The following is a 19443-nucleotide window of genomic DNA, read 5'->3' as shown; positions in this document are numbered from 1 at the left end:
AAGCAGGAGGAGCGCGACCGCCTCGAGCGCGAGGAGAAGGAGCGACTGGAATGAGCACACCGAACGATCCCGACCTCTCGGCACTGGCGGAGACGCCGGCCGAGGCGGCGGCGGAGGCGAAGCAGGCCGAGCTCGACGCCCGGGAGTCCGTGGGCGCGGATCTCGATGACGACGGCGACGCAGTCATCGCCGAGGAGGAGGGCCTCGCCTAGTCCCGAGCCGCGTCCGGTGGCACCGCCCGACGTCCGGTCCGCAACGGATCGGACGTCGGCTCGGGGCGATGGACGGTGACTCGTTCTCCCCCTCCCTCCTTGCTGCTCCGCAACGCCTCGTCCGCGAGCACGACGAGCGCGGAGAAGAACCGTCCGCGGTGATCGAAGGTGTGTAAGGGCCCGGCGCTCGACATCTCCGCCGAGGCGATCCCGGCACTGATCGACACCCGCTCCCCGTTGGCCAGCGTGGGGAGTCTCCGTTGGGCGTCGGCGAGAGTCTGCTCGAGTTCGTGACCGGACAGTGAGGACGTGATCGCGAACTCGTCGCCCCCGATTCTGGCGACCAGCGAATCCGGTGAGGCGGAGCGCCGCAGCGCGGTCGCCACCGCCCTCAAGGCGGCGTCTCCGGCCAGGTGCCCGTACACGTCGTTGACGAGTTTGAACCGGTCGACGTCGATGATGCAGACGGATATGCGTCCCCTGCTCGATCGCATCACCTCGTCGACCGCGTCGCGGAAGCCGGTTCGATTGAGCAGCCCGGTCATCGCGTCCGTCGACGATGCCGTGAGGCTGGCGCGGATCAGCTGCTTGATCTGCCAGGTGTACAGGTAGTTGAGGACGACGACACCGCCGATGCCGAGGATGCTGACCGCGACCTGCGCACTCACCGCGAGCGGCGTTGCGGCGTACACCTGCACCACGCGGACTCCCAGGCAGATGATGACGATGCTCGACAGGGCGAGATGCAGCGCGAGCGTGCGCGTGGTCAGGAAGTGCGCCGCGTAGGCACCGACGGTGGCGAACAGCACCGTGCCCGCCAATCCGGCCGCCGGGCTGTTGTAGAGCATCAGAATGCTCGTGACCACGATGTCCGCGTACAGGACGAAGAGCGTGCTGATCATCTTCCGTCGCGGGCACGGATTCCACCACAACGAGGTGATCGGGAGGCGACTGACGGCGAAGGCCGCCGGCACGCCGGACAAGCACAGAGCGCCGAGCGCGACGGCCCGAGCCGTCGAACCACCTGCGCCTTCGGGCGTGAAGATCATCACGCCCCCGAAGAGCCCGACGCAGAGCGTGAATCCCGCCACGGAGTATCGCCAGACGAAATCACTGACGACGGCGTGGCGCCGGAGGCGGTTGAACGCCAGGCCCAGCTCATCGTCGGCGCGGCCGGCACTGTCCCCTGGGATCTCCATAGTGACGCCGAGGGTAGCAAAGGTAAATGCTTGGTAATGGAACGTAAAACTAGCCTTGACCGTTATGTGAAGGTCCGCTTGATCAGCGCATATCCGCCCCGAAGGCCCGCACCGCAGGCCGCGTCTCGCTAGACCAGGGTGTCGCGGAAGAGCTGGATCACGTCGTCGAGGGCCTGGCGAGTGGGCTGACCGGGCTCGTCGATGAGGTGCTCGGTGAGCACGGAGTGCGGCGGGGTCAGGGCGCCGGGGTTGGCGTCGGCGTCGTCGATCTCGACGGCGATGAAACCGTCGCCCAGCTGCTCGCGGAGGAAGTCGAAGCGCTCGCCCGGCACCATGAAGTCGCCCTTGAAGCGCAGGCCCATGACCTTGAGGCCCTGCTTGGCGCACCGCACCTTGACGGTGTCGAGGTCCTGCGGGGAGATGTCGATGGTGCGGCCGGTGCCGGGGATGGGGCGGAAGGGCAGCGAGGGCTGGCTGAGGACGGGTGCCAGCATCACGTCGTCGACGGCCATGCCGAGCGCGAAGCCGCCGGTGAAGCACATCCCCACGGCGCCGACGCCCTTGCCGCCGCAACGCTCGTGCTCCTGCCGCGCGAGGGCGCGCAGCCATGTGACCACCGGCGACGACTTGCCCGTGGCGAGAATCGTGAACTCGCGACTCACGCACAGCGAGCCGGCGAGCTTCGCCATGCTCTTCGCCGTTCCGGCGTAGCCGATCGCCTTGGGGTTGGCGGCGTCGAGCCCCGGGGTGCCGAACAGGTGCGGCAGCACCGCGGTGAAGCCGGCATCGACGACCTTCCGGGCGAAATCCAGCACCTTCGGGGTGATGCCGGGGATCTCGGCGATGACGATCACCGCGGGGCCGGAGCCCTTGCGGTAGACGTCGTGCGTGACACCGGCGTCCGTGAAGGACTCCTGGGAGAAGTCGGCGAGGTTGGCAGCGGCTACGGCTTTGAGATCCACGCCACCATCGTGCCTCACCGTCCGCTCGGGCGCCGCTCGACCGGGGACAGGGAGCGCGGCGGTCAGCGCAGGCGCGTCGCCACGGCCTCCAGGGCGGGCCACGGATCGTCGCCGAGCGCCTGCACCGCGACGTGATCGGCGCCCGCGTCGAGGTGTGCTCGCACGCCCGCCGCGATCGCGTCGCCGTCGCCGTGCACGGCCAGGACGTCCACCAGACGATCACTGCCGGGCCGCTCGAGGTCGGCATCGTCGAAACCGAGCCGCCGCAGGTTGGCGACGTAGTTCCGCAGCCGGAGGTAGAAGTCGACGGTGGCACGGCCCACCTCGCGCCCGCGGGCCTCGTCCTCGTCGAGGACCACCTTCTGCTCGGGCGCGAGCAGCACCCCGTCGCCGAGGATCTCGCGCGCACTTCGCGTGTGCTCGGGCGAGGTCAGGTACGGATGCGCTCCCGCCGTCCGATCGGCCGCCAGGCGCAGAACCTTCGGCCCGAGTGCCGCGAGCACCGTCTGCTCCTTCGGCACGCCCTCCGCGGCGAGCACGTCCAGGTAGTCGACGAGAGCCTGGTACGGGGTGCGGTAGTCGGCGGTGGCTTCACGGTGGCCGGCGCCGATACCGAGCACGAACCGGCCGGGGAACTTCGCCTCGAGTCGATGGAAGGCCGCTGCCGCGGAACGCGCATCGTCCTGCCAGATATTGAGGATCCCGGTGGCGACCACGAGATGCTCCGTGGCGTCGAGCAGCGGATCGGCCACAGCCAGGTCACCGCCGGGCGAACCGCCCAGCCACAGCGTGCCGTAGCCGAGTTCCTCTCCTCGTGCCGCGAAGGCACCGTCGACCTGCGTGGCGCCGCGCCAGATTCCCAACCTGCCCAGAGTCGTCATGGCCGGTGCAACACCGCGCGCGGCGCGATCCTTCCCCTCAGATCACGGCGCGCGGAAGGGTGGGCCGAGCCGGCGCGTAGAAGACGCCCGCGACCGCTCGGGCCGCGGCGCGCGCCACCACCGCCGTGTCGACGTCATCGCGCCAGGCCACGATCCGGCCACCGTCGACCTCGAAGACGCCCCGGACCTGGAACTGGAGCCGGAGCGGTCCGTAGACCAGCGCGGTCACGCGCTCGGTGACGGCGATGGCTCGGCCGGTCTGCTCCGAGGCCAGGAGCACGGCCTGCATCGCCACGCGCGTCCGCGCGTGCCAGCGGAAGTGACGGACGATCGCGGCGCGCCCGCGCAGAGGCCGGCCTCCGGTCCGCCGGTACACGACGTTCTTCGCCAGCAGGTGCTCGGCGATCTCGTAGTCGCCGCTGCCCAGGGCATCGACGAAGCGCTCCGCGACGTCCTGCGGAGACCACAGCGGGGCGTTGTTCACGGTGTCGATGGTGCCCATGGGGCGTGGACGCCGCACGAACTGGACATGACGTAACGGCGAAGCTTCGATTTCACTCCTGAGCGGGGCGTTCGGTAGACTTCCCGGCGACCTTCTCGGCGAGGGCGGCTCCGGCCGCCGTGATCGACGCGAACGGCACTTCTCCCGCGGATCCGCGAGGCGCAGTGCGGACCGCCTCGGCATCGTCGAGGCCGATACACCGCACTTGAAGGAACATCATGTCCGACACCAACAAGCTCGTCGCCACCGTCCGCACCGAGTTCGGCAAGGGCGCCGCCCGCCGCGCCCGCCGCGACGGCCTCGTCCCCGTGGTCCTCTACGGCCACGGCACCGAGCCGCAGCACTTCACCGTGGTCGCCCGCGACTTCGCGGCCATCCTCCGTAAGGACGGCACCAACGCCGTGCTGAACCTGGACATCGACGGCAAGGAGCAGCTCGCGCTGACCAAGCAGGTCGTCGTGCACCCCCTGCGCAACTACATCGAGCACACCGACCTGCTCGTCATCAAGAAGGGCGAGAAGGTCATCGTCTCCGTGCCCGTCATCGTCGAGGGCGAGCCCGCCGGCGGTACCCAGGTCGCGCAGGACCTCAACGAGGTCGAGATCGAGGCCGACGCGCTGAACATCCCCGAGAACATCGTCTTCAACGTGCACAACCTCGAGGCCGGCACCCAGATCACCGCGGGCCAGCTCGAGGTGCCCGCGGGTGCCGCCCTGGTCACCGACGCCGAGGCGCTGGTCATCAACATCACGGAGATCGCCGCCGCGAAGACCGACGAGGACGAGGCCGAGGCCGCCGACGAGGCTGCTGAGTAATTCGATGACCGACCGGCCACTCATCGTCGTGGGGCTGGGTAACCCCGGCGAGAAGTACGCCGGCACCCGGCACAACATCGGCTTCGACGTGGTCGACGAGCTCGCATCGCGCGCCCGCACCTCCTTCTCCCGACACAAGAAGTCGGGGGCGGAGGTCGCGGGCGCGCGGCTCGTCGGCCGCCAGGTCTACCTGGCGAAGCCGCAGTCCTTCATGAACCTCTCCGGCGAGCCCGTGGGCGCGCTGGCGCGGTTCTACTCCGTGGAGCCCACCGACGTCATCGCCGTACACGACGAGCTGGACATCGACTTCGGCCTGGTCCGGCTCAAGCGCGGCGGCGGCGAGGGTGGGCACAACGGGCTCAAGTCCCTGACCTCGCATCTGGGCACACGCGACTACCTGCGCGTGCGCGCCGGGATCGGGCGTCCGCCGGGCCGCCAGGACCCCGCGGACTACGTGCTCAAGCCCTTCGCCAAGGCGGAGAAGAGCGAGGTCCCGTTGCTGGTGGAGAACGCCGCGGACGCCGTCGAGCTCCTGATCCGCGACGGCCTCGAAGCCGCGCAGAACACCGTCCACGCCTGGTGATCACCTTCCGACGGGTCACGCGGGCGGACTTCGGTCTGCTCGCGTCGTGGCTCGCGGAGCCGCACAATCGACGATGGTGGAACCACGAGACCTTCCCCGAGGCGATCGAGCGTGACTTCGGGCCGTCCGTCGACCGCCTCGAGCCCTCCCAGGACTGGCTCGGGCTCGACGGCAACGGGGTCCCGTTCGGGCTGATCCAGCGGCAACGGTGGGTCGACTACTCGGACGAGCCCGAGACCACGGCGGTCGATTCGGTGGTCTCGCTCGGTCCCGCCGACTGGGGCGTCGACTACTTGATCGGCTCCCCCGCCTCGACCGGCCGCGGGCTCGGCACGGCCATGATCGCGGCGATGTGCGCGACGATCTTCTCCGACCTGGACGGCGAGCGCGTCGTCGTGGCCGTCGCGGCGGGCAACCGCCGATCGTGGCGCGCCCTGGAGCGCGCCGGTTTCACCCTCGTGGGCCATGTCGACATCCCGCCCGACAACCCCGTCGACCCGCCGGACCACGTGGTCTACGCGCTTTCCCGTCCCGCCTGACCGCGACACGGTCTACCTGCGGATACGGGTACACTGGTTCCTCGTGAGTTCCATTGCCGACGAGGTCTCCCGCCGCCGCACCTTCGCCATCATCAGCCACCCCGACGCGGGTAAGTCGACGATGACGGAGGCTCTGGCGCTGCACGCCCGGGTGATCAACGAGGCCGGCGCGATCCACGGCAAGGCGGGCCGCAAGTCCACCGTCTCCGACTGGATGGAGATGGAGAAGGCCCGCGGCATCTCGGTGAGCTCGACGGCGCTGCAGTTCAACTACACGTCCTCCGAGGCTTCTCCCGACGAGGAACCGTCGGTGATCAACCTCGTCGACACTCCCGGCCACGCCGACTTCTCCGAGGACACCTACCGCGTACTGACGGCCGTCGACGCGGCTGTGATGCTCATCGACGCCGCGAAGGGCCTGGAGCCGCAGACGCTCAAGCTCTTCCAGGTGTGCCGACACCGCGGCATCCCCGTGATCACCGTGATCAACAAGTGGGACCGTCCCGGCCGCACGCCGCTGGAACTGCTCGACGAGATCTCCGAGCGGATCGGCCTGACCCCCACTCCCCTGTTCTGGCCCGTCGGGATCGCGGGCGACTTCCGCGGCCTGCGCGATGTGCGCAAGGACGAGTACGTGCACTTCACCCGCACGGCCGGCGGCGCGAAGATCGCTCCGGAGGAGCACCTTTCGACCGATGCCGCGCTCGACCGCGAGGGCGACGTCTGGGCCGAGGCGGTCGAGGAGACCGAGCTCATGACCGAGATGGGGCAGAGTCACGACCAGGAGATGTTCCTGGCCGGCCAGACCTCGCCGGTGATCTTCACCTCCGCGATCCTCAATTTCGGTGTGCGGCAACTACTGGAGGCACTGGTCGAGCTGGCACCCGCACCGCACTCGAGGACCGCGATCGACGATTCCGAGCGCGAGGTGACAGACCCGTTCAGTGCCGTGGTCTTCAAGGTGCAGGCCGGCATGGACTCCGCGCACCGGGACCGCCTGGCTTTCATGCGCATCGTCTCCGGCGAGTTCGAGCGCGGCATGGTCGTGCAGCACGCGCAGACCGGCAAGCCCTTCGCGACGAAGTACGCGATGACGGTGGTCGGCCGCGACCGCGAGACCGTCGAGACGGCCTACCCCGGCGACGTGGTGGGCCTCGTCAATGCCAATGCCCTCTCGCCCGGCGACACGCTGTACGACGGCGCCAAGGTCCAGTTCCCGCCGATCCCGTCGTTCGCGCCGGAGCATTTCGCCGTGGTCCGCGCCGATTCCGCCGGCAAGTACAAGCAGTTCCGCAAGGGGATCGAGCAACTCGGCACCGAGGGCGTGGTCCAGTTGCTGCGCAACGACGTCCGTGGCGACGCCTCCCCCGTGATGGCCGCGGTGGGCCCGATGCAGTTCGAGGTGGTGGTCGCCCGGATGAAGACGGAGTTCAACGTCGACGTGCAGGTCGAGCACCTCGGCTACTCCGTCGCGCGCCGGACGGACTCCGCGAGTGCGGACGAGCTGAACCGGCAGCGCGGTGTGGAGGTCTTCGAGCGCAACGACGGCGCGCTGCTGGCCCTGTTCTCGGACAAGTGGCGGCTGCAATACATCGAGAAGGAGCACCCGTCGCTCACGCTCGAACCGCTGGTGGCTGCGGCGGACTGACCGTCGTCGCGCGCGGTCGGAACGACTCGGTCAGAACGCCGGGCTGTCGGCGCCCGGGGCGTCCCGCGGATGGTCGCCGGGATCGATGGGCGCCGCGGATGACGGGCCGGTGTCCCCCGTCGACGGCGAGTCCGGGTTCATGTTCCCCGGCCACAGGGCCGAACCGGTCGGCACGTTCCAGTGGTTGGCGCCGCCGCCGGGCGTGACCCCGGGTCGGACCACGGACGGACTGACCACGTGGTCGCTCGGCTCCGCCGAGGCGGGCCCCGCGACGAAGAGGGCGGCGCCTGCTCCGGCGACGATCAGGCCCGCGGCGAGCCGTCGGGCGAGGGTGGTGGCAACTGGCCTTCGCTTCTTCTCCATACCCCGACGGTACCGACGAATTTTCACGAAATCGACTGTGCACATGACTCTCTCATGAAACCGACACAAACGTGGAATCTTCACCGAAGGCGCGGTGCATCCGTCGCGAATCCTTCACATCGCCGTGCTCAGCGCATCCCGCGGTCCAGCGCTCCGGTCGAGCGGATTGAGCAGGACCGGCAGGGCGATGCCGGCCCACCACATCGCGGCAGCGATCGATCGGGGACGCACGCGCGCCTCCTCGCGGATCGCGGCGAGGAACACTCGGGAGAATTCGCCGCGGGGCGCGCTCTCGCACACCGCTCGAACGAATTCGCGGTCCAACTCGCCGAGCCGGTAGCCGGCCACGTCGAGGTGTGCCGCGTCATGCAAGGCGATCGCCAGCGGTTCCGTATCAGCCACAGGATCGAAATGCCGCTCAATGGCGTTCGCGATCCTCTCGGCGGCCGGGCCGTACACGAGCGTTCGCGCGGCGTCGGCGCCGAGGACGGCGAAGCATCCGGCAGCCGGATCCGCGGCGCCGCCGAGGTGCACGTCGTGCAGCATGCAGGCGACAAAGAACTCTTCCGCATCGATCGATGTGCCCGCGGCCGCCGCGAAGGCACGACCCCAGTGGTAGCAGCGAACGCTGTGTTCGAGTACCGCCGGCGTAAGACGTTCCCTCGCAAGCCGCGCCGCTTCGATGCACACCTCCGTCTCGGGCACCCCGGCCCTGAACCGACCGCGTCCGAGTGCACCGCGGGGGCCCCGTGCCGCGCGCGGCACCTCCGCTGCCGCCGCGCGCAGTGCCCTCCCGGACAGCACGACTCGCTCGACGAAGCTCAGCTCTCCCCTGGTCATCGCACTACTCCGATCGCCGCGGAACACCGGTCTCGCGCGCGGCCGATGAGGCGATCCGCCTCCGCGGTGTCGATCAATCCGCGCGCTGCGAGCGCGAGCAGGCCGTTGATGCCGGCCCAGCACTGGATCACCTCGGCGCGCGCCACATCCGAGGGCTCGCCGACGGCGACGATCACCGTCTCCAAGGCCCTGCCGAGATACCCGCGGACCTCGGCGCGCGCCGCCCGCACCGTTTCCGACTCCTCGCCCTGCACATCGGTGAGGCCGAGCAGTCGGAACGCGATCGGCTCGCGGCGGTGGAAGTCGAGGTACTCGTCGAAGGCACGGCGGGCGGCATCGGACCCCGTCGTCCCTGCGACGGCGGCGGCCATGGCGACCACGTGCTCTCGCCCCACCCTGCACGCCAGCACGGCGTACAGGTCCGCCTTCCCGCCGGGGAAGTTCGAGTAGATGCTGGTCAACGCGACATCCGCACGGGCGGCCAGCTCATCGACGGAGGTGCCGCGATAGCCGCCCGGCCGGGCGAAGAGTTCGCCCGCGGCGTCCAACAGCGCGGCCCGTGTGCGCCGGCGGCGCTTGTCGGAGGGTTCCGTCAACAGCGATTCCATGGCACTATCCTAGTCATACTTCGTTTTCATAGTTCGATTAGGAGAACCCAGTGACCGTCTCACCCGATCAGCTCCCGACCGACGTCGCCGACGGCTCGGAGATCATGCGGCAGTTCGTCCCCGCGTCGCCGTTCGTGGCACTCCTCGGCGTACAGATCGAAGACATCTCCGACGGCGCCGCCACCCTGCTCGTGCCCTACCGACCGGAGCTCACGACGGTCGGCACGATGATGCACGGCGGTCTCATCGCCGCCGCGGCGGACATCGGTGTCATGGTCGCGGCATGGGCGGGACGGCCGGTGCCCGACAAGCTCCGCGGCGTCACCGCATCCCTGTCGCTGAACTTCATCGCACCCCTCATGGAGGACGGGCTGCGGGTGCGGGCACACCGTCTATCCACCGGACGGAAGACGAGTCACGTGCGGTGCGAGATGTACTCGCAGACCGACGACGTGCTGGTCGCCAGCGCGACAGGCACCTACCAGGTCGGCTGACACGAGCAACGGTCAGACGTGGGCGCGCTGCGGGACCTCACGAGCGAGTAGCAGAGCGACGGCACCGAGCATCGTGCCGGTGACCCGGCGCTGCCACACCGCCCACTCGGGGCGACGCGCGATGATCGCCGCCACCGCGCCGGCGGCGATCACGATCGCGGCGTTGACCAGCATCGACACCGTGATCTGCACGCCGCCGAGAACGAAGCCCTGCGCGGCTGTGCGGCCACGCGTGGGGTCGATGAACTGCGGGATCAACGCCAGGTACATGATCGCCGCCTTCGGGTTGAGCAGGTTGGTGACGAGCCCCATCCGGAACAGCTTCGCGTTCGAATCCCGCGGCAGGTCCGTGGTCTCGAACAGCCCACGCCCTCCGGGACGCAGCGCCTGGAAGGCCAGGTACCCGAGGTACAGCGCACCGGCGGCCTTGAACCCCATGAACAGCCACGGCACCGCGACGAAGACGACGGCGAGGCCCACGTTCGCCAGGGTGAGGTAGACGACGAAGCCCACACCTGTTCCCGCCAGCGAGATCAGCCCGGCCGCGCGCCCCTGGCCGATGCTGCGGGAAACGAGGTAGATCATGTTCGATCCCGGCGTGAGCACCATGGCCAACGCCGTCACCACCATTCCCGCCACCGCGGCCCATGAAACGATCATGAGACCCATCCTCGCGAGCAACCGGTATTGCCGTACATAGCCAGTTGAGTGTGACTGGCCTCGGCTCGTCCAGCACGCGGGGACGTCCGATCGTCATGAGCGGTCACAGTTTCAAAGCCACTCGCACCGCACCCGGTCGACGCGGCCCTCAGAAGGAGACGGGGAAAAGCTCCGTGCGGGCGATCACGCGATCGCGTTCGCCGGCGAGCGCGAGGCGGCGCGGATCCGCGAGATAGCGGGCGAGCGATTCCTGACTCGAGAATCGGTACAGCTGAACCTCGTTCGGCGCACCATCGACCCCCTCCCCGATCGCGCGTTGCACGACCGTACCGCCGTGTTCCGGCAGCAGGGCGAGTACCGCATCCTCATACGCGGTGAGAGCATCCGCGAGGCCAGTGCGCGCCCACAACAGGCAGCACAGCTGCACCCTTCCGGCATCCGTCGATTCGGCCACGGCTACACCGTAGCGCCGACGGGCCGGAAGGCCGGGCCGGACGATGCGCCTCGACGGTCGACAAGAGCCAGGACGATGATGAAGGCCGGGACTAGGATGTCGACGAAGAGGATGCCGCCGGTGTTGCCCAGCTGGTGATCGCCGTGGGCGAACCACTGATCGAGGTGCCCGAAGGCCGCGCCCCATAGGAAGATCGCGTAGCCGATGCCGTAGAAGAGACGGAACTCCCGATGGCGGAACACTAAGACGATGGCCATCGCCGCGAAGCCGAGATTGGTGAAGGCGATCTCGAACTGGAAGGGATTGCCAGCCGGGAAGCCGATCTCGTTCGCCATGGTGTCCGGAACGAGTAGGAAGAAGACCCCCACCCAGGCCGCCCCCAGGCCGGCGGCGAAGAGCACGGCCCGCTGCCAGATCTCGAGGCGTTCGCCGGGCCGGCGGGCCGAGCGGAAGGCGGCCCAGACCACTGCGGCGATCGGGAAGATCAGCGGGGTGGAGGTGTGAATGAGGTACTGCGTGGATGCGGTCATGCTTCAGTCTTAACACGTTAATATTAACTGGTCAAGACTCCGGTAGGCTGAGATCATGAACGAACCCGATGAGGGACTGGGCGATGTGCTGAACCACATCACGATGCTGCTGGGCGTCGTGACGCGCGAGTACGGAGCACCCGGTGCGCTGAGCTACAGCAGAATGAGACTCCTGGGCACGCTCGAGGAGGTGCAGCCCGCGACCCAGCACGAACTGGCGCAGGCGATGCTGGTCTCCGACGCGGCCGTGAGCCGCATGCTGACCGCGCTCGTACCGGAGGGTCTGGTCACCGTCGAACCCGATCCCGAGCACGCCCGGCGGCGCCTCGTGCGGCTCACGGACAAGGGCGCACAACAGTTCCACGCGTCGAGCACCGACTACGCGGCCCAACTCCGAGAGGCCCTCTCCGCGAGGGATTTCCCCTACGAGCGCTACCTGCGCGACAGCATCGCGCTGCGCGACTTCCTCGCCACCGCGGCCGGCCGAGGCTGATCCACGGCGCCCCCTAGCGGGAGGCGCAGCACCTCCGCGCGTCGTTCATTCCCTCCGTCCATGGACATGGGGGAGGCGGCCGCCCCGCTAGGGCGGGCCACGAGCGCAGCGAGCTGAGCGCGGCCGTCAGGAGCCGAGCAGAGCCTCGATCTCGGACTCGTCGACGTCGTTCATCGATGCGGGCGAGAACTTCGGATCGCGGGTCTTGTCGACGAGGACCGCGCGGATGCCCTCGACGAAGTCGGGGCGGCGGATCAGGCGCGCGCCCACCACGGCCTCCTCGGCGAGGCACTGAGCGAGAGTGCGCGTGCGCGACTGCTGGATCAGATCGAAGGTGACGAAGACCGACGTGGGGCAGGCTGTGGCGAGCTGCTCGCGAGCCGTGTCCGCCCACGCTCCGGAGGTGGTTGCGAGGCCCGCGAGGATCTCGGTCACCGAGTCGCGCCCGAAGACATCGGCGATCTCCTCGAGCGGCAGCGTCGCCGCGGGGGCGGCGTCGCCGAAGCGGGCGAGCACGCCGTCGAGCTCCTCCCCGGCGAGCAGGGCGGCCTTGACGTCCGGCATGGCCGACGAGGGTACGAAGTGCGTTGCGAGCCCGACGGCGAGCGCATCACCCGCGCCGAGGCGCGCGGCGGTCATGCCCATGAGCTCGCCCACGCCCTTCGGCAGGCGGCCGAGGATGTGGGTGGCACCCACATCGGGAAGGAAACCGATCGCGACCTCGGGCATCGCGATGAGCGCCTTCTCCGAGACAACGCGGTGCGATCCGTGGATCGAAACACCCACGCCGCCACCCATGTTCACGCCGTCGATGAGAGCGATCACCGGCTTGGGGAACTCCGCGAGGCGCAGGTTCATGTCGTACTCGTCGCGGAAGAACGGGGTGAAGTCCTCCCCCGCCACCACCTGGTCACGGATGGCGCGGATATCGCCGCCCGCGCAGTACGCCTTGGGCGAGGCGGAGGTGATGAGCACGCGGGCCACGGCATCGTCGGCCTCCCAGGCCTGCAGCGCGGCGTCGATGGCGGCCACCATGCCCGAGGTGAGCGCGTTGAGCGCCTTCGGACGGTTCAGCTCGATGTGCCCGGTGCCCCCGGCCACGGTGGTGACGATCTCGGCGTCGCTCACGACTCACTCCTCGACGATTACTCGGATATCCGACTAAATCAGTATGCCAGGCACCCGCGTAATCTGGACGGGCGATGGCGAATCTTCTCGGCGCGGATGCGCTGCACCTCGAGTACCCGACCAAAACGGTCTTCGATTCGGTGTCCCTCGGCGTGAACGAGGGCGACCGGATCGGCATCGTCGGCCGCAACGGCGACGGCAAGTCCAGCCTGCTGGGCATGCTCGCCGGCACCCGCGAGCCCGACTCGGGCCGCGTGACCCGACGGGGCGGTGTCCGGGTGGGCGTGCTCACCCAGACCGACTTGTTCGACGACGAGGACACGATCGGCCATGCGGTCGTCGGCGACACCCCCGAGCACGTCTGGGCCGGCGATCCGAAGGTGCGCGACATCCTCGCGGGCCTGCTCACCGATCTCCCCTGGGACGCGCGCCTCGGCGAGCTGTCCGGCGGCCAGCGCCGCCGCGTGCAGTTGGCGCAGCTCCTCGCGGGTGAGCACGACGTGCTGATCCTCGACGAGCCGACCAACCACCTGGACGTCGAGGCGATCGAGTGGCTGGCCGGCCACCTCAAGACCCGGTGGCCCGCGAACCAGGGCGGCCTGCTCATGGTGACGCACGACCGGTGGATCCTCGACGAGGTGTGCACAGCGACGTGGGAGGTGCACGACCGCATCGTGGAGCCCTTCGAGGGTGGCTACGCGGCGTACATCCTGCAGCGCGTGGAGCGCGACCGGCAGGCCGCGTCGATCGAGCAGAAGCGGCAGAACCTCGCGCGCAAGGAGCTGGCCTGGCTGCGGCGCGGCGCCCCCGCCCGCACGAGCAAGCCGAAGTTCCGCATCGATGCGGCTAACGCGCTGATCTCCGACGTCCCCGAGATCCGCGACAAGACCGAGTTGCAGTCGCTCGCCGTCTCGCGGCTGGGCAAGGACGTCGTCGACATCCTCGACGTGGGCGTGGCGTACGGCGACAAGCAGGTGCTCAGCGACATCGAGTGGCGCATCGCGCCCGGCGAGCGCACCGGCATCCTGGGCGTCAACGGGGCCGGTAAGTCGACGCTGCTCGGCCTGATCGACGGGGCCGTGCAGCCCACGACGGGCACCGTCAAGCGCGGCAAGACCGTCAAGGTCCAGACGCTGACCCAGCGGCTCGACGAGCTCGAACAGCACTGGGAGGATCCGGTGCGCGTGGTGCTGGCGAACCTCGCCACGAGCTTCACCGTGGGCAGCGGCTCCAAGGCGCAGGAGCTCACCCCGTCCCAGCTGTTCGAGCGGCTCGGCTTCGCGAGTGCGCAGCTCTCGACACCGGTCAAGGACCTCTCCGGTGGGCAGAAGCGCCGTCTCCAGTTGCTGCTCATCCTGCTGGATTCGCCGAACGTGCTGATCCTCGACGAGCCGACCAACGACCTCGACACCGACATGCTGGCCGCGATGGAGGACCTCCTCGACTCCTGGCCCGGCACGCTGATCGTGGTCAGCCACGACCGGTACTTCCTCGAGCGCGTCACCGATCAGCAGTACGCCATCCTCGACCGCCGCCTTCGGCACCTGCCCGGTGGCGTCGACGAGTACCTCGCACTGCGACGTGCGCAGCACGGCGCGGTGGCCGCGGCCACCGCCGCGACGGCCGCGTCGGCCTCCGCGGAGTCCGGCCTCAGTGGCGCGGAACTGCGCGCGGCGCAGAAGGAGGTCTCCGCCGTCGAGCGCCGGATGACCAAGCTCACCGACCAGATCGCCAAGGCGAAACTCGCTCTCGCCGACCACGATCAGGGCGACTACGCGGGTCTCGCCGAGGAGATGAAGAAGATCTCGGCCCTCGAGGACGAACTGGCGGAGCAGGAAATGCGCTGGCTCGAACTCAGCGAGGCACTGGACGGGTAGTCACACCACGCGTCGCCGCCCCATCGGGTTCCTCTCGTCCGGATGGGATTCGGCGGAGCGTCAGCCCGCGTACACGCCCGCGGTCAGGCCGGCGATCACCGCGCCGATCAGCGGACCGACGACGGGTACCCACGCGTACGACCAATCGCTGCCGCCCTTGTCCTTGATCGGGAGGACGGCATGGGCGATACGCGGCCCCAGATCGCGCGCGGGGTTGATCGCGTAGCCGGTCGGACCGCCGAGCGAGACACCGATGCCGACGACGACGAGCGCAACGGCCAGCGGACCGAGACCCGACGGCGTGCGGCCGAGCAGCAGCACGGCGAGCACCAGGACGAAGGTCGCGACGGCCTCCGTGAGGACGTTGTGCGGATACGAACGGATCGCAGGGCCCGTGGCGAAGACACCGAGTTTCGCGCCGGGGTCGTGCTCCTCGTCGAAGTGCTGCCGGTAGGCGAGCCAGGCGGCGACGGCGCCGAGGAAGGCGCCGAGCAGCTGGGCCCCGAAGTAGACGGCGGTGGACGCGGCCGTGATCGGGATCCCGGGGGCGTACTCGGAGCCGCCGCTGACCAGTATTCCGACGGTGACCGCGGGGTTGAGGTGTGCGCCCGACTTGTAGGCCGTGTAGACGCCCGCGAAGACCGCGAGCCCCCAGCCGAAGCCGATCATCAGGAAGTTCGCGTTGCCGCCCTTCGCCCTCGGCAGGCTCGCATTGGCGACCACGCCGCAACCCAACAGCAGCATGACGGCGGTGCCGAGCAGTTCTGAGGTGAACGCCGTGGCCAGGCTCGGTGCTGTCGGGGTCGCGAGCAGCGCGGTGACGGTCATCGATCGCCCGGTTCCGAGCCGCGGATCCGCCGGTGCCGTGGCGCCATCATGCCCCCGATCGTCGTTCTTGCGATCGCATCAGCATGCCAGTGGTCGGCCCGTTTCTCCAGCACTTCCGGTCCGCGCGCCCGTCGGCGCGCGGACCGGAAGACGGGTCCGGCTCAGGCGAGGTTCGCCGCGTACCGCGCCGGGTCCGCGTCGAACTTCGGCGCGCATGCGGGGCAGCAGAAGAAGTACCGCTCGCCGTCGTAGTCCCGGAACAGGCCCGCTGCCTCCGCGGTGGACTTGACGACAGGGTTGCCGACCATCACCGGGCAGGTGGTCGTCGCGTCGACGGGCGCCGGCGAGGCCTCACCCGAACGCGCAGTACCGCGGAAGCCGCGCAGGCGCAGGCTGTTCCCGACGACGAAGACACTGGAGAAGGCCATCGCCGCACCGGCGAGCATCGGGTTCAGCATGCCGAGCGCCGCCACCGGAATGGCCGCGACGTTGTACGCGAACGCCCAGAACAGGTTCGTCTTGATGGTCCGGAGTGTGCTGCGGGACAGTCGTATCGCGTCGACGGCGGCACGCAGGTCTCCGCGGACCAGGGTGATGTCGGCCGCCTCGATCGCGACGTCAGTGCCCGTGCCCATCGCCAGGCCCAGGTCGGCGGCGGCGAGCGCGGGGGCGTCATTGACCCCGTCGCCGACCATCGCGACGACGCGGCCCTGCGCGTGTAGGCGGGTCACCACGTCGACCTTGTCCTGCGGCATGACCTCCGCGATCACCTCGTCGATGCCCACCTGGGCGGCGATGTGCCGTGCGGCGGCCGCGTTGTCGCCGGTGAGCAGCACCGGCGTCAGGCCCAGCTCGCGCAGTTCCCGGATCGCCTGCGCGCTCGTCGGTTTGACGGTGTCGGAGACCACGAGGATTCCTCGCGCCGCGCCGTCCCACCCGACGGCGACCACTGTCGCGCCCTGCGCCTCGGCGACGGCCTTCGTCGCGGCCAGCCCGTCGGACAGGTGCAGCGCCCAATCGGCGAGCAGCGACTCGCGGCCGACGATCACACCGTGTCCGTCGACGACGCCCTGCACGCCCTGGCCCTCGATGTTCGCGAAACCGTCCACGGGCGAGAGCGTTCCGACCTTGTCAGCGGCTCCCTTGGCGATGGCCTGCGCGATCGGGTGCTCCGAGGCGTACTCCAGGGCACCGGCGTAGCGCAGCACATCGATCGGATCGACGCCGCTCTCGGTGATCACGTCGACCAGGGTCATCCGCCCGCTGGTCACCGTGCCGGTCTTGTCGAGAACGACGGTGTCGACGCGACGGGTCGATTCGAGCACCTCGGGCCCCTTGATGAGCACGCCCAACTGCGCGCCCCGGCCGGTGCCGACGAGCAGCGCCGTCGGCGTCGCGAGTCCCAGCGCGCACGGGCAGGCGATCACGAGGACCGCCACCGCGGCGGTGAACGCCGCCGAGACGGGGAAGCCCGCGCCGAGCCACCCGCCCAGGGTGATCGCGGCGATCGCGATGACGATGGGCACGAAGACGCCGGAGATCCGGTCGGCGAGACGCTGCACCTCCGCCTTGCCGGTCTGCGCGTCCTCGACGAGCCGCGCCATCTGCGCGAGCTGCGTCTCCGAGCCGACGCGGGTGGCGCGCACCACCAGTCGACCGCCCGCGTTGACCGTGGCACCGGTGACCGCATCACCGGGACCGACCTCGACGGGGACCGATTCGCCGGTGAGCATGGAGGCGTCGACGGCGGAGGTACCGGAGACGACCACGCCGTCGGTCGCGATCTTCTCGCCCGGCCGCACGACGAACTCGTCGCCCGCACGCAGCTCGTCGACGGCGATCCTCACCTCGGCGCCGTCCCGCAGGACGGCGACTTCTTTCGCACCCAGTTCGAGCAGGGCACGCAGCGCGGCTCCCGCCTGTCGCTTGGAGCGCTTCTCGAAGTAGCGCCCGGCCAGGATGAACACGGTGACGCCGGCGGCCACCTCCAGGTAGATGTTGGCGGCACCGTCGGACGGCGCGAGGGTGAGGCTGAACGGGTGCTTCATCCCGGGCTCGCCGGCCGTGCCCAGGAAGAGCGCGTACAACGACCACAGGAACGCCGACAGCGTGCCCATCGAGATCAGGGTGTCCATCGTCGCCGTGCCGTGCTTCAGGTTCGCCCACGCCGCCCGGTGGAAGGGCCACGCGGACCACAGGATCACCGGAGAGGCCAGCGCGAGGGAGGCCCACTGCCAGTACGTGAACTGCAGCGCCGGGACCATCGCCATCGCGATCACCGGCACGCCGAGCACGACGGCGCCGAGCAGCCTGGTGCGCAGAGAAGCCAGTTCCGCATCGGCCGGGTTCTCCTGCCCGCCTCCGTCGTTCGACGGTGCCGATGCCCTCGACGGTGTCGCGGAGTAGCCGGTCGCGACGACCTCGTCGACGATGCGCTGCGGATCCATCCCCTCGGGCGCGACGACCTTCGCCTTCTCGGTGGCGTAGTTCACGGTGGCGCTCACGCCCTCGATCTTGTTGAGGCGCCGCTCGATCCGGTTCGCGCACGAAGCGCAGGTCATGCCCCCGATGTCCAGTTCGATGTGTGCGCCACCGGAATCCGTGCCGGGTGTGCTCATGGTCCGATCCTCCTCGTCCCGTGTGTGGTCAGTGCCCGCTGTGGCCGTCGGCCGTGGGCGTGGAAGCAGGTGTCGCAGCGGCGGGTCCGGTCCTGGCCGCGGCATCGACGACGAAGCCCGCGGTGCGCACCACCCCGTCGACCTGGAAGTCCAGGTAGAGCAGGTAGCGGCCCGCGGTGGGGACCTGCGTCCGGAAGGCGACAGCCGGCCCGCCGGTCTCCGCCGGCTTCGGCGCGGCGCCCTCGGGGTGCACGTGCAGGAACGCGAGATCACCCTGCCGCAGGGCGACGAGGTGACCGAAGGCGCCGAGGTAGGGCTGCAGCGCGGTGACGGGCTCGCCGTCGCGGGTCACGCGTAGCGTGACCGGGCTCGAGGCACCGGCGACGAGGTCACCGTCGAGGGTCACGGTGAAGCCGTCCACCTGAGCGGTGCGCGACGGCGCGGGATCGACGGGCGTGTAACCACCGGCGACCTCGACGGTGCGCGAGAGGGTGACCGGCGAACCGGTCGCGGGCGCGAAATCCGCGTACAACCGGTAGGTTCCGCCCTCCACCCAGCTCCACGGCAGCGACCAGACACCGGTGGCGCGATCGAGAACCGGATGCACGTGGCGGAACTGCGAGCCGTCGGCACGGACCGCGATGAGGTGCAGGTCCTTCTCGTGGGTCGTGGTGTAGTCGACGACGGGAGCGCCCGCCGCGTTCTCGATCCGGAAGCGGAGTGTCCCGGGCTCACCGGCGACGGCGGGAGCTCCGACCGGCGCGAAGGACATGCCCTCCGCACTCATCGAGAGCCCCGGAAGCGCCGCCGGGGCCGCCTGAGCAGGGGCGCCGCCGTGCTCGCCGTGGCTCCGGCCGGCCTGCGCGTTCCACTGGCCGACGACGCTCTCCGGCACGACGGGGCCCGCGATGCCGTAGGCACCACCGAAGGCCACCACGAGGCCGGCGCCGTAGACCGCCAGCGTGGCCGCCGGACCCAGCCCTCGACGATCCACTCGCGTGCCGTCCATGGTTCCTCCTCAGTTCTCGGGTACCCCAGGCGGGTATCTGTACCGAATGTATACCCCTAGGGGGTATCGCGCAAGCCCCGCTGCACGCCTGGGTGCGGACGGTGTCGATCGAACACAATCTGGGCGACGAAGTCTGTCCGTCCCGCACAACACAGAAGGGAATTCGGACAGACAATCCACCGGCGATCGTCTGAATCCGC

The 19443-nt window shown here is 69.6% G+C and carries 22 protein-coding genes; 8 read left to right on the top strand and 14 right to left on the bottom strand.

Annotated features, from left to right (window positions below; genetic code table 11):
* Window positions 1–50 precede the first annotated feature (50 nt).
* A complete protein-coding gene (locus tag FK268_RS24250) occupies window positions 51–212 on the top strand; it encodes a hypothetical protein (RefSeq protein ID WP_158636123.1) in 162 nt (53 codons plus the stop codon).
* On the opposite strand, the gene FK268_RS14705 is transcribed toward FK268_RS24250, so the two are convergent.
* From FK268_RS14705 to FK268_RS14690, 4 genes are all read right to left on the bottom strand, one after another.
* Window positions 209–1411 carry a GGDEF domain-containing protein gene (locus FK268_RS14705; RefSeq protein ID WP_146435325.1) on the bottom strand — a complete coding sequence of 401 codons (1203 nt, stop codon included), beginning with the start codon at window positions 1409–1411 and terminating at the stop codon, window positions 209–211. The genes FK268_RS24250 and FK268_RS14705 overlap by 4 nt on opposite strands.
* Window positions 1412–1539: 128 nt before the next feature.
* The gene (locus FK268_RS14700; RefSeq protein ID WP_231707089.1) at window positions 1540–2373 is read right to left on the bottom strand and encodes a dienelactone hydrolase family protein; all 834 of its coding nucleotides are present in this window, start codon (window positions 2371–2373) and stop codon (window positions 1540–1542) included.
* A gap of 62 nt (window positions 2374–2435) precedes the next feature.
* Window positions 2436–3254: an LLM class F420-dependent oxidoreductase gene (locus tag FK268_RS14695; RefSeq protein ID WP_146435321.1), complete on the bottom strand. Its 819-nt coding sequence runs from the start codon at window positions 3252–3254 to the stop codon at window positions 2436–2438.
* Window positions 3255–3291: 37 nt separating this feature from the next.
* Complete coding sequence (locus FK268_RS14690; RefSeq protein ID WP_158636122.1) at window positions 3292–3774, bottom strand: limonene-1,2-epoxide hydrolase family protein; 483 nt, start codon at window positions 3772–3774, stop codon at window positions 3292–3294.
* Between the two features lie 200 nt (window positions 3775–3974).
* Between FK268_RS14690 and FK268_RS14685 the strand changes: the two genes are divergently transcribed.
* Genes FK268_RS14685 through FK268_RS14670 form a run of 4 tightly spaced genes read left to right on the top strand, consistent with a single transcriptional unit; the run spans window position 3975 to window position 7341 of the window.
* Window positions 3975–4571 (top strand): 50S ribosomal protein L25/general stress protein Ctc, encoded by a 597-nt coding sequence (locus FK268_RS14685; protein WP_146435317.1) that lies wholly within the window; start codon window positions 3975–3977, stop codon window positions 4569–4571.
* Window positions 4572–4575: 4 nt separating this feature from the next.
* Window positions 4576–5154: an aminoacyl-tRNA hydrolase gene (gene pth, locus FK268_RS14680; RefSeq protein ID WP_146435316.1), complete on the top strand. Its 579-nt coding sequence runs from the start codon at window positions 4576–4578 to the stop codon at window positions 5152–5154.
* Complete coding sequence (locus FK268_RS14675; RefSeq protein ID WP_146435314.1) at window positions 5151–5693, top strand: GNAT family N-acetyltransferase; 543 nt, start codon at window positions 5151–5153, stop codon at window positions 5691–5693. The genes pth and FK268_RS14675 overlap by 4 nt, the downstream gene beginning before the upstream one ends.
* 43 nt (window positions 5694–5736) lie before the next feature.
* Window positions 5737–7341, top strand: coding sequence for a peptide chain release factor 3 (locus FK268_RS14670; RefSeq protein WP_231707088.1), 1605 nt, complete (start codon window positions 5737–5739; stop codon window positions 7339–7341).
* 30 nt (window positions 7342–7371) lie between these two features.
* Here the strand turns inward: FK268_RS14670 and FK268_RS14665 are convergent, their stop codons facing one another.
* From FK268_RS14665 to FK268_RS14655, 3 genes are all read right to left on the bottom strand, one after another.
* Complete coding sequence (locus FK268_RS14665; protein WP_146435312.1) at window positions 7372–7704, bottom strand: hypothetical protein; 333 nt, start codon at window positions 7702–7704, stop codon at window positions 7372–7374.
* Window positions 7705–7818: 114 nt separating this feature from the next.
* The gene (locus FK268_RS14660; RefSeq protein ID WP_146435309.1) at window positions 7819–8409 is read right to left on the bottom strand and encodes an HD domain-containing protein; all 591 of its coding nucleotides are present in this window, start codon (window positions 8407–8409) and stop codon (window positions 7819–7821) included.
* Between the two features lie 131 nt (window positions 8410–8540).
* The gene (locus FK268_RS14655; protein ID WP_146435308.1) at window positions 8541–9152 is read right to left on the bottom strand and encodes a TetR/AcrR family transcriptional regulator; all 612 of its coding nucleotides are present in this window, start codon (window positions 9150–9152) and stop codon (window positions 8541–8543) included.
* 50 nt (window positions 9153–9202) lie between these two features.
* On the opposite strand from FK268_RS14655, the gene FK268_RS14650 reads away from it, so the two are divergent.
* A complete protein-coding gene (locus FK268_RS14650; RefSeq protein ID WP_231707087.1) occupies window positions 9203–9646 on the top strand; it encodes a PaaI family thioesterase in 444 nt (147 codons plus the stop codon).
* A gap of 12 nt (window positions 9647–9658) precedes the next feature.
* Here FK268_RS14650 and FK268_RS14645 read toward each other — a convergent pair whose 3' ends face one another.
* The 3 genes from FK268_RS14645 to FK268_RS14635 all read right to left on the bottom strand — a co-directional run bounded on the left by FK268_RS14645 (window position 9659) and on the right by FK268_RS14635 (window position 11290).
* Window positions 9659–10303: a LysE family translocator gene (locus FK268_RS14645; RefSeq protein ID WP_205124491.1), complete on the bottom strand. Its 645-nt coding sequence runs from the start codon at window positions 10301–10303 to the stop codon at window positions 9659–9661.
* 151 nt (window positions 10304–10454) lie between these two features.
* Window positions 10455–10760 carry a hypothetical protein gene (locus FK268_RS14640; RefSeq protein ID WP_166443484.1) on the bottom strand — a complete coding sequence of 102 codons (306 nt, stop codon included), beginning with the start codon at window positions 10758–10760 and terminating at the stop codon, window positions 10455–10457.
* 2 nt (window positions 10761–10762) lie between these two features.
* The gene (locus tag FK268_RS14635; RefSeq protein ID WP_146435304.1) at window positions 10763–11290 is read right to left on the bottom strand and encodes a DUF6790 family protein; all 528 of its coding nucleotides are present in this window, start codon (window positions 11288–11290) and stop codon (window positions 10763–10765) included.
* Window positions 11291–11345: 55 nt separating this feature from the next.
* On the opposite strand from FK268_RS14635, the gene FK268_RS14630 reads away from it, so the two are divergent.
* The gene (locus tag FK268_RS14630) at window positions 11346–11783 is read left to right on the top strand and encodes a MarR family winged helix-turn-helix transcriptional regulator (RefSeq protein WP_146435303.1); all 438 of its coding nucleotides are present in this window, start codon (window positions 11346–11348) and stop codon (window positions 11781–11783) included.
* A gap of 126 nt (window positions 11784–11909) precedes the next feature.
* Here the strand turns inward: FK268_RS14630 and FK268_RS14625 are convergent, their stop codons facing one another.
* A complete protein-coding gene (locus tag FK268_RS14625; RefSeq protein ID WP_146435301.1) occupies window positions 11910–12911 on the bottom strand; it encodes an enoyl-CoA hydratase/isomerase family protein in 1002 nt (333 codons plus the stop codon).
* 74 nt (window positions 12912–12985) lie between these two features.
* On the opposite strand from FK268_RS14625, the gene FK268_RS14620 reads away from it, so the two are divergent.
* Window positions 12986–14788, top strand: coding sequence for an ABC-F family ATP-binding cassette domain-containing protein (locus FK268_RS14620; protein ID WP_146435299.1), 1803 nt, complete (start codon window positions 12986–12988; stop codon window positions 14786–14788).
* A gap of 60 nt (window positions 14789–14848) precedes the next feature.
* Here the strand turns inward: FK268_RS14620 and FK268_RS14615 are convergent, their stop codons facing one another.
* From FK268_RS14615 to FK268_RS14605, 3 genes are all read right to left on the bottom strand, one after another.
* Window positions 14849–15616, bottom strand: a complete 768-nt coding sequence (locus FK268_RS14615; protein WP_146435297.1) for an MIP/aquaporin family protein — start codon at window positions 15614–15616, stop codon at window positions 14849–14851.
* A 161-nt stretch (window positions 15617–15777) separates the two neighbouring features.
* On the bottom strand, window positions 15778–18234 hold the full coding sequence (locus FK268_RS14610) for a heavy metal translocating P-type ATPase (protein ID WP_158636121.1): 2457 nt from the start codon (window positions 18232–18234) through the stop codon (window positions 15778–15780).
* Window positions 18235–18262: 28 nt separating this feature from the next.
* Window positions 18263–19213, bottom strand: coding sequence for a DUF8832 domain-containing protein (locus FK268_RS14605; RefSeq protein WP_438695994.1), 951 nt, complete (start codon window positions 19211–19213; stop codon window positions 18263–18265).
* Window positions 19214–19443: the final 230 nt, after the last annotated feature.

The organism is Tsukamurella sputi, from assembly GCF_007858445.1.
Classification (GTDB): domain Bacteria; phylum Actinomycetota; class Actinomycetes; order Mycobacteriales; family Mycobacteriaceae; genus Tsukamurella; species Tsukamurella sputi.
This window is presented reverse-complemented; position numbering and strand designations above follow the sequence as displayed.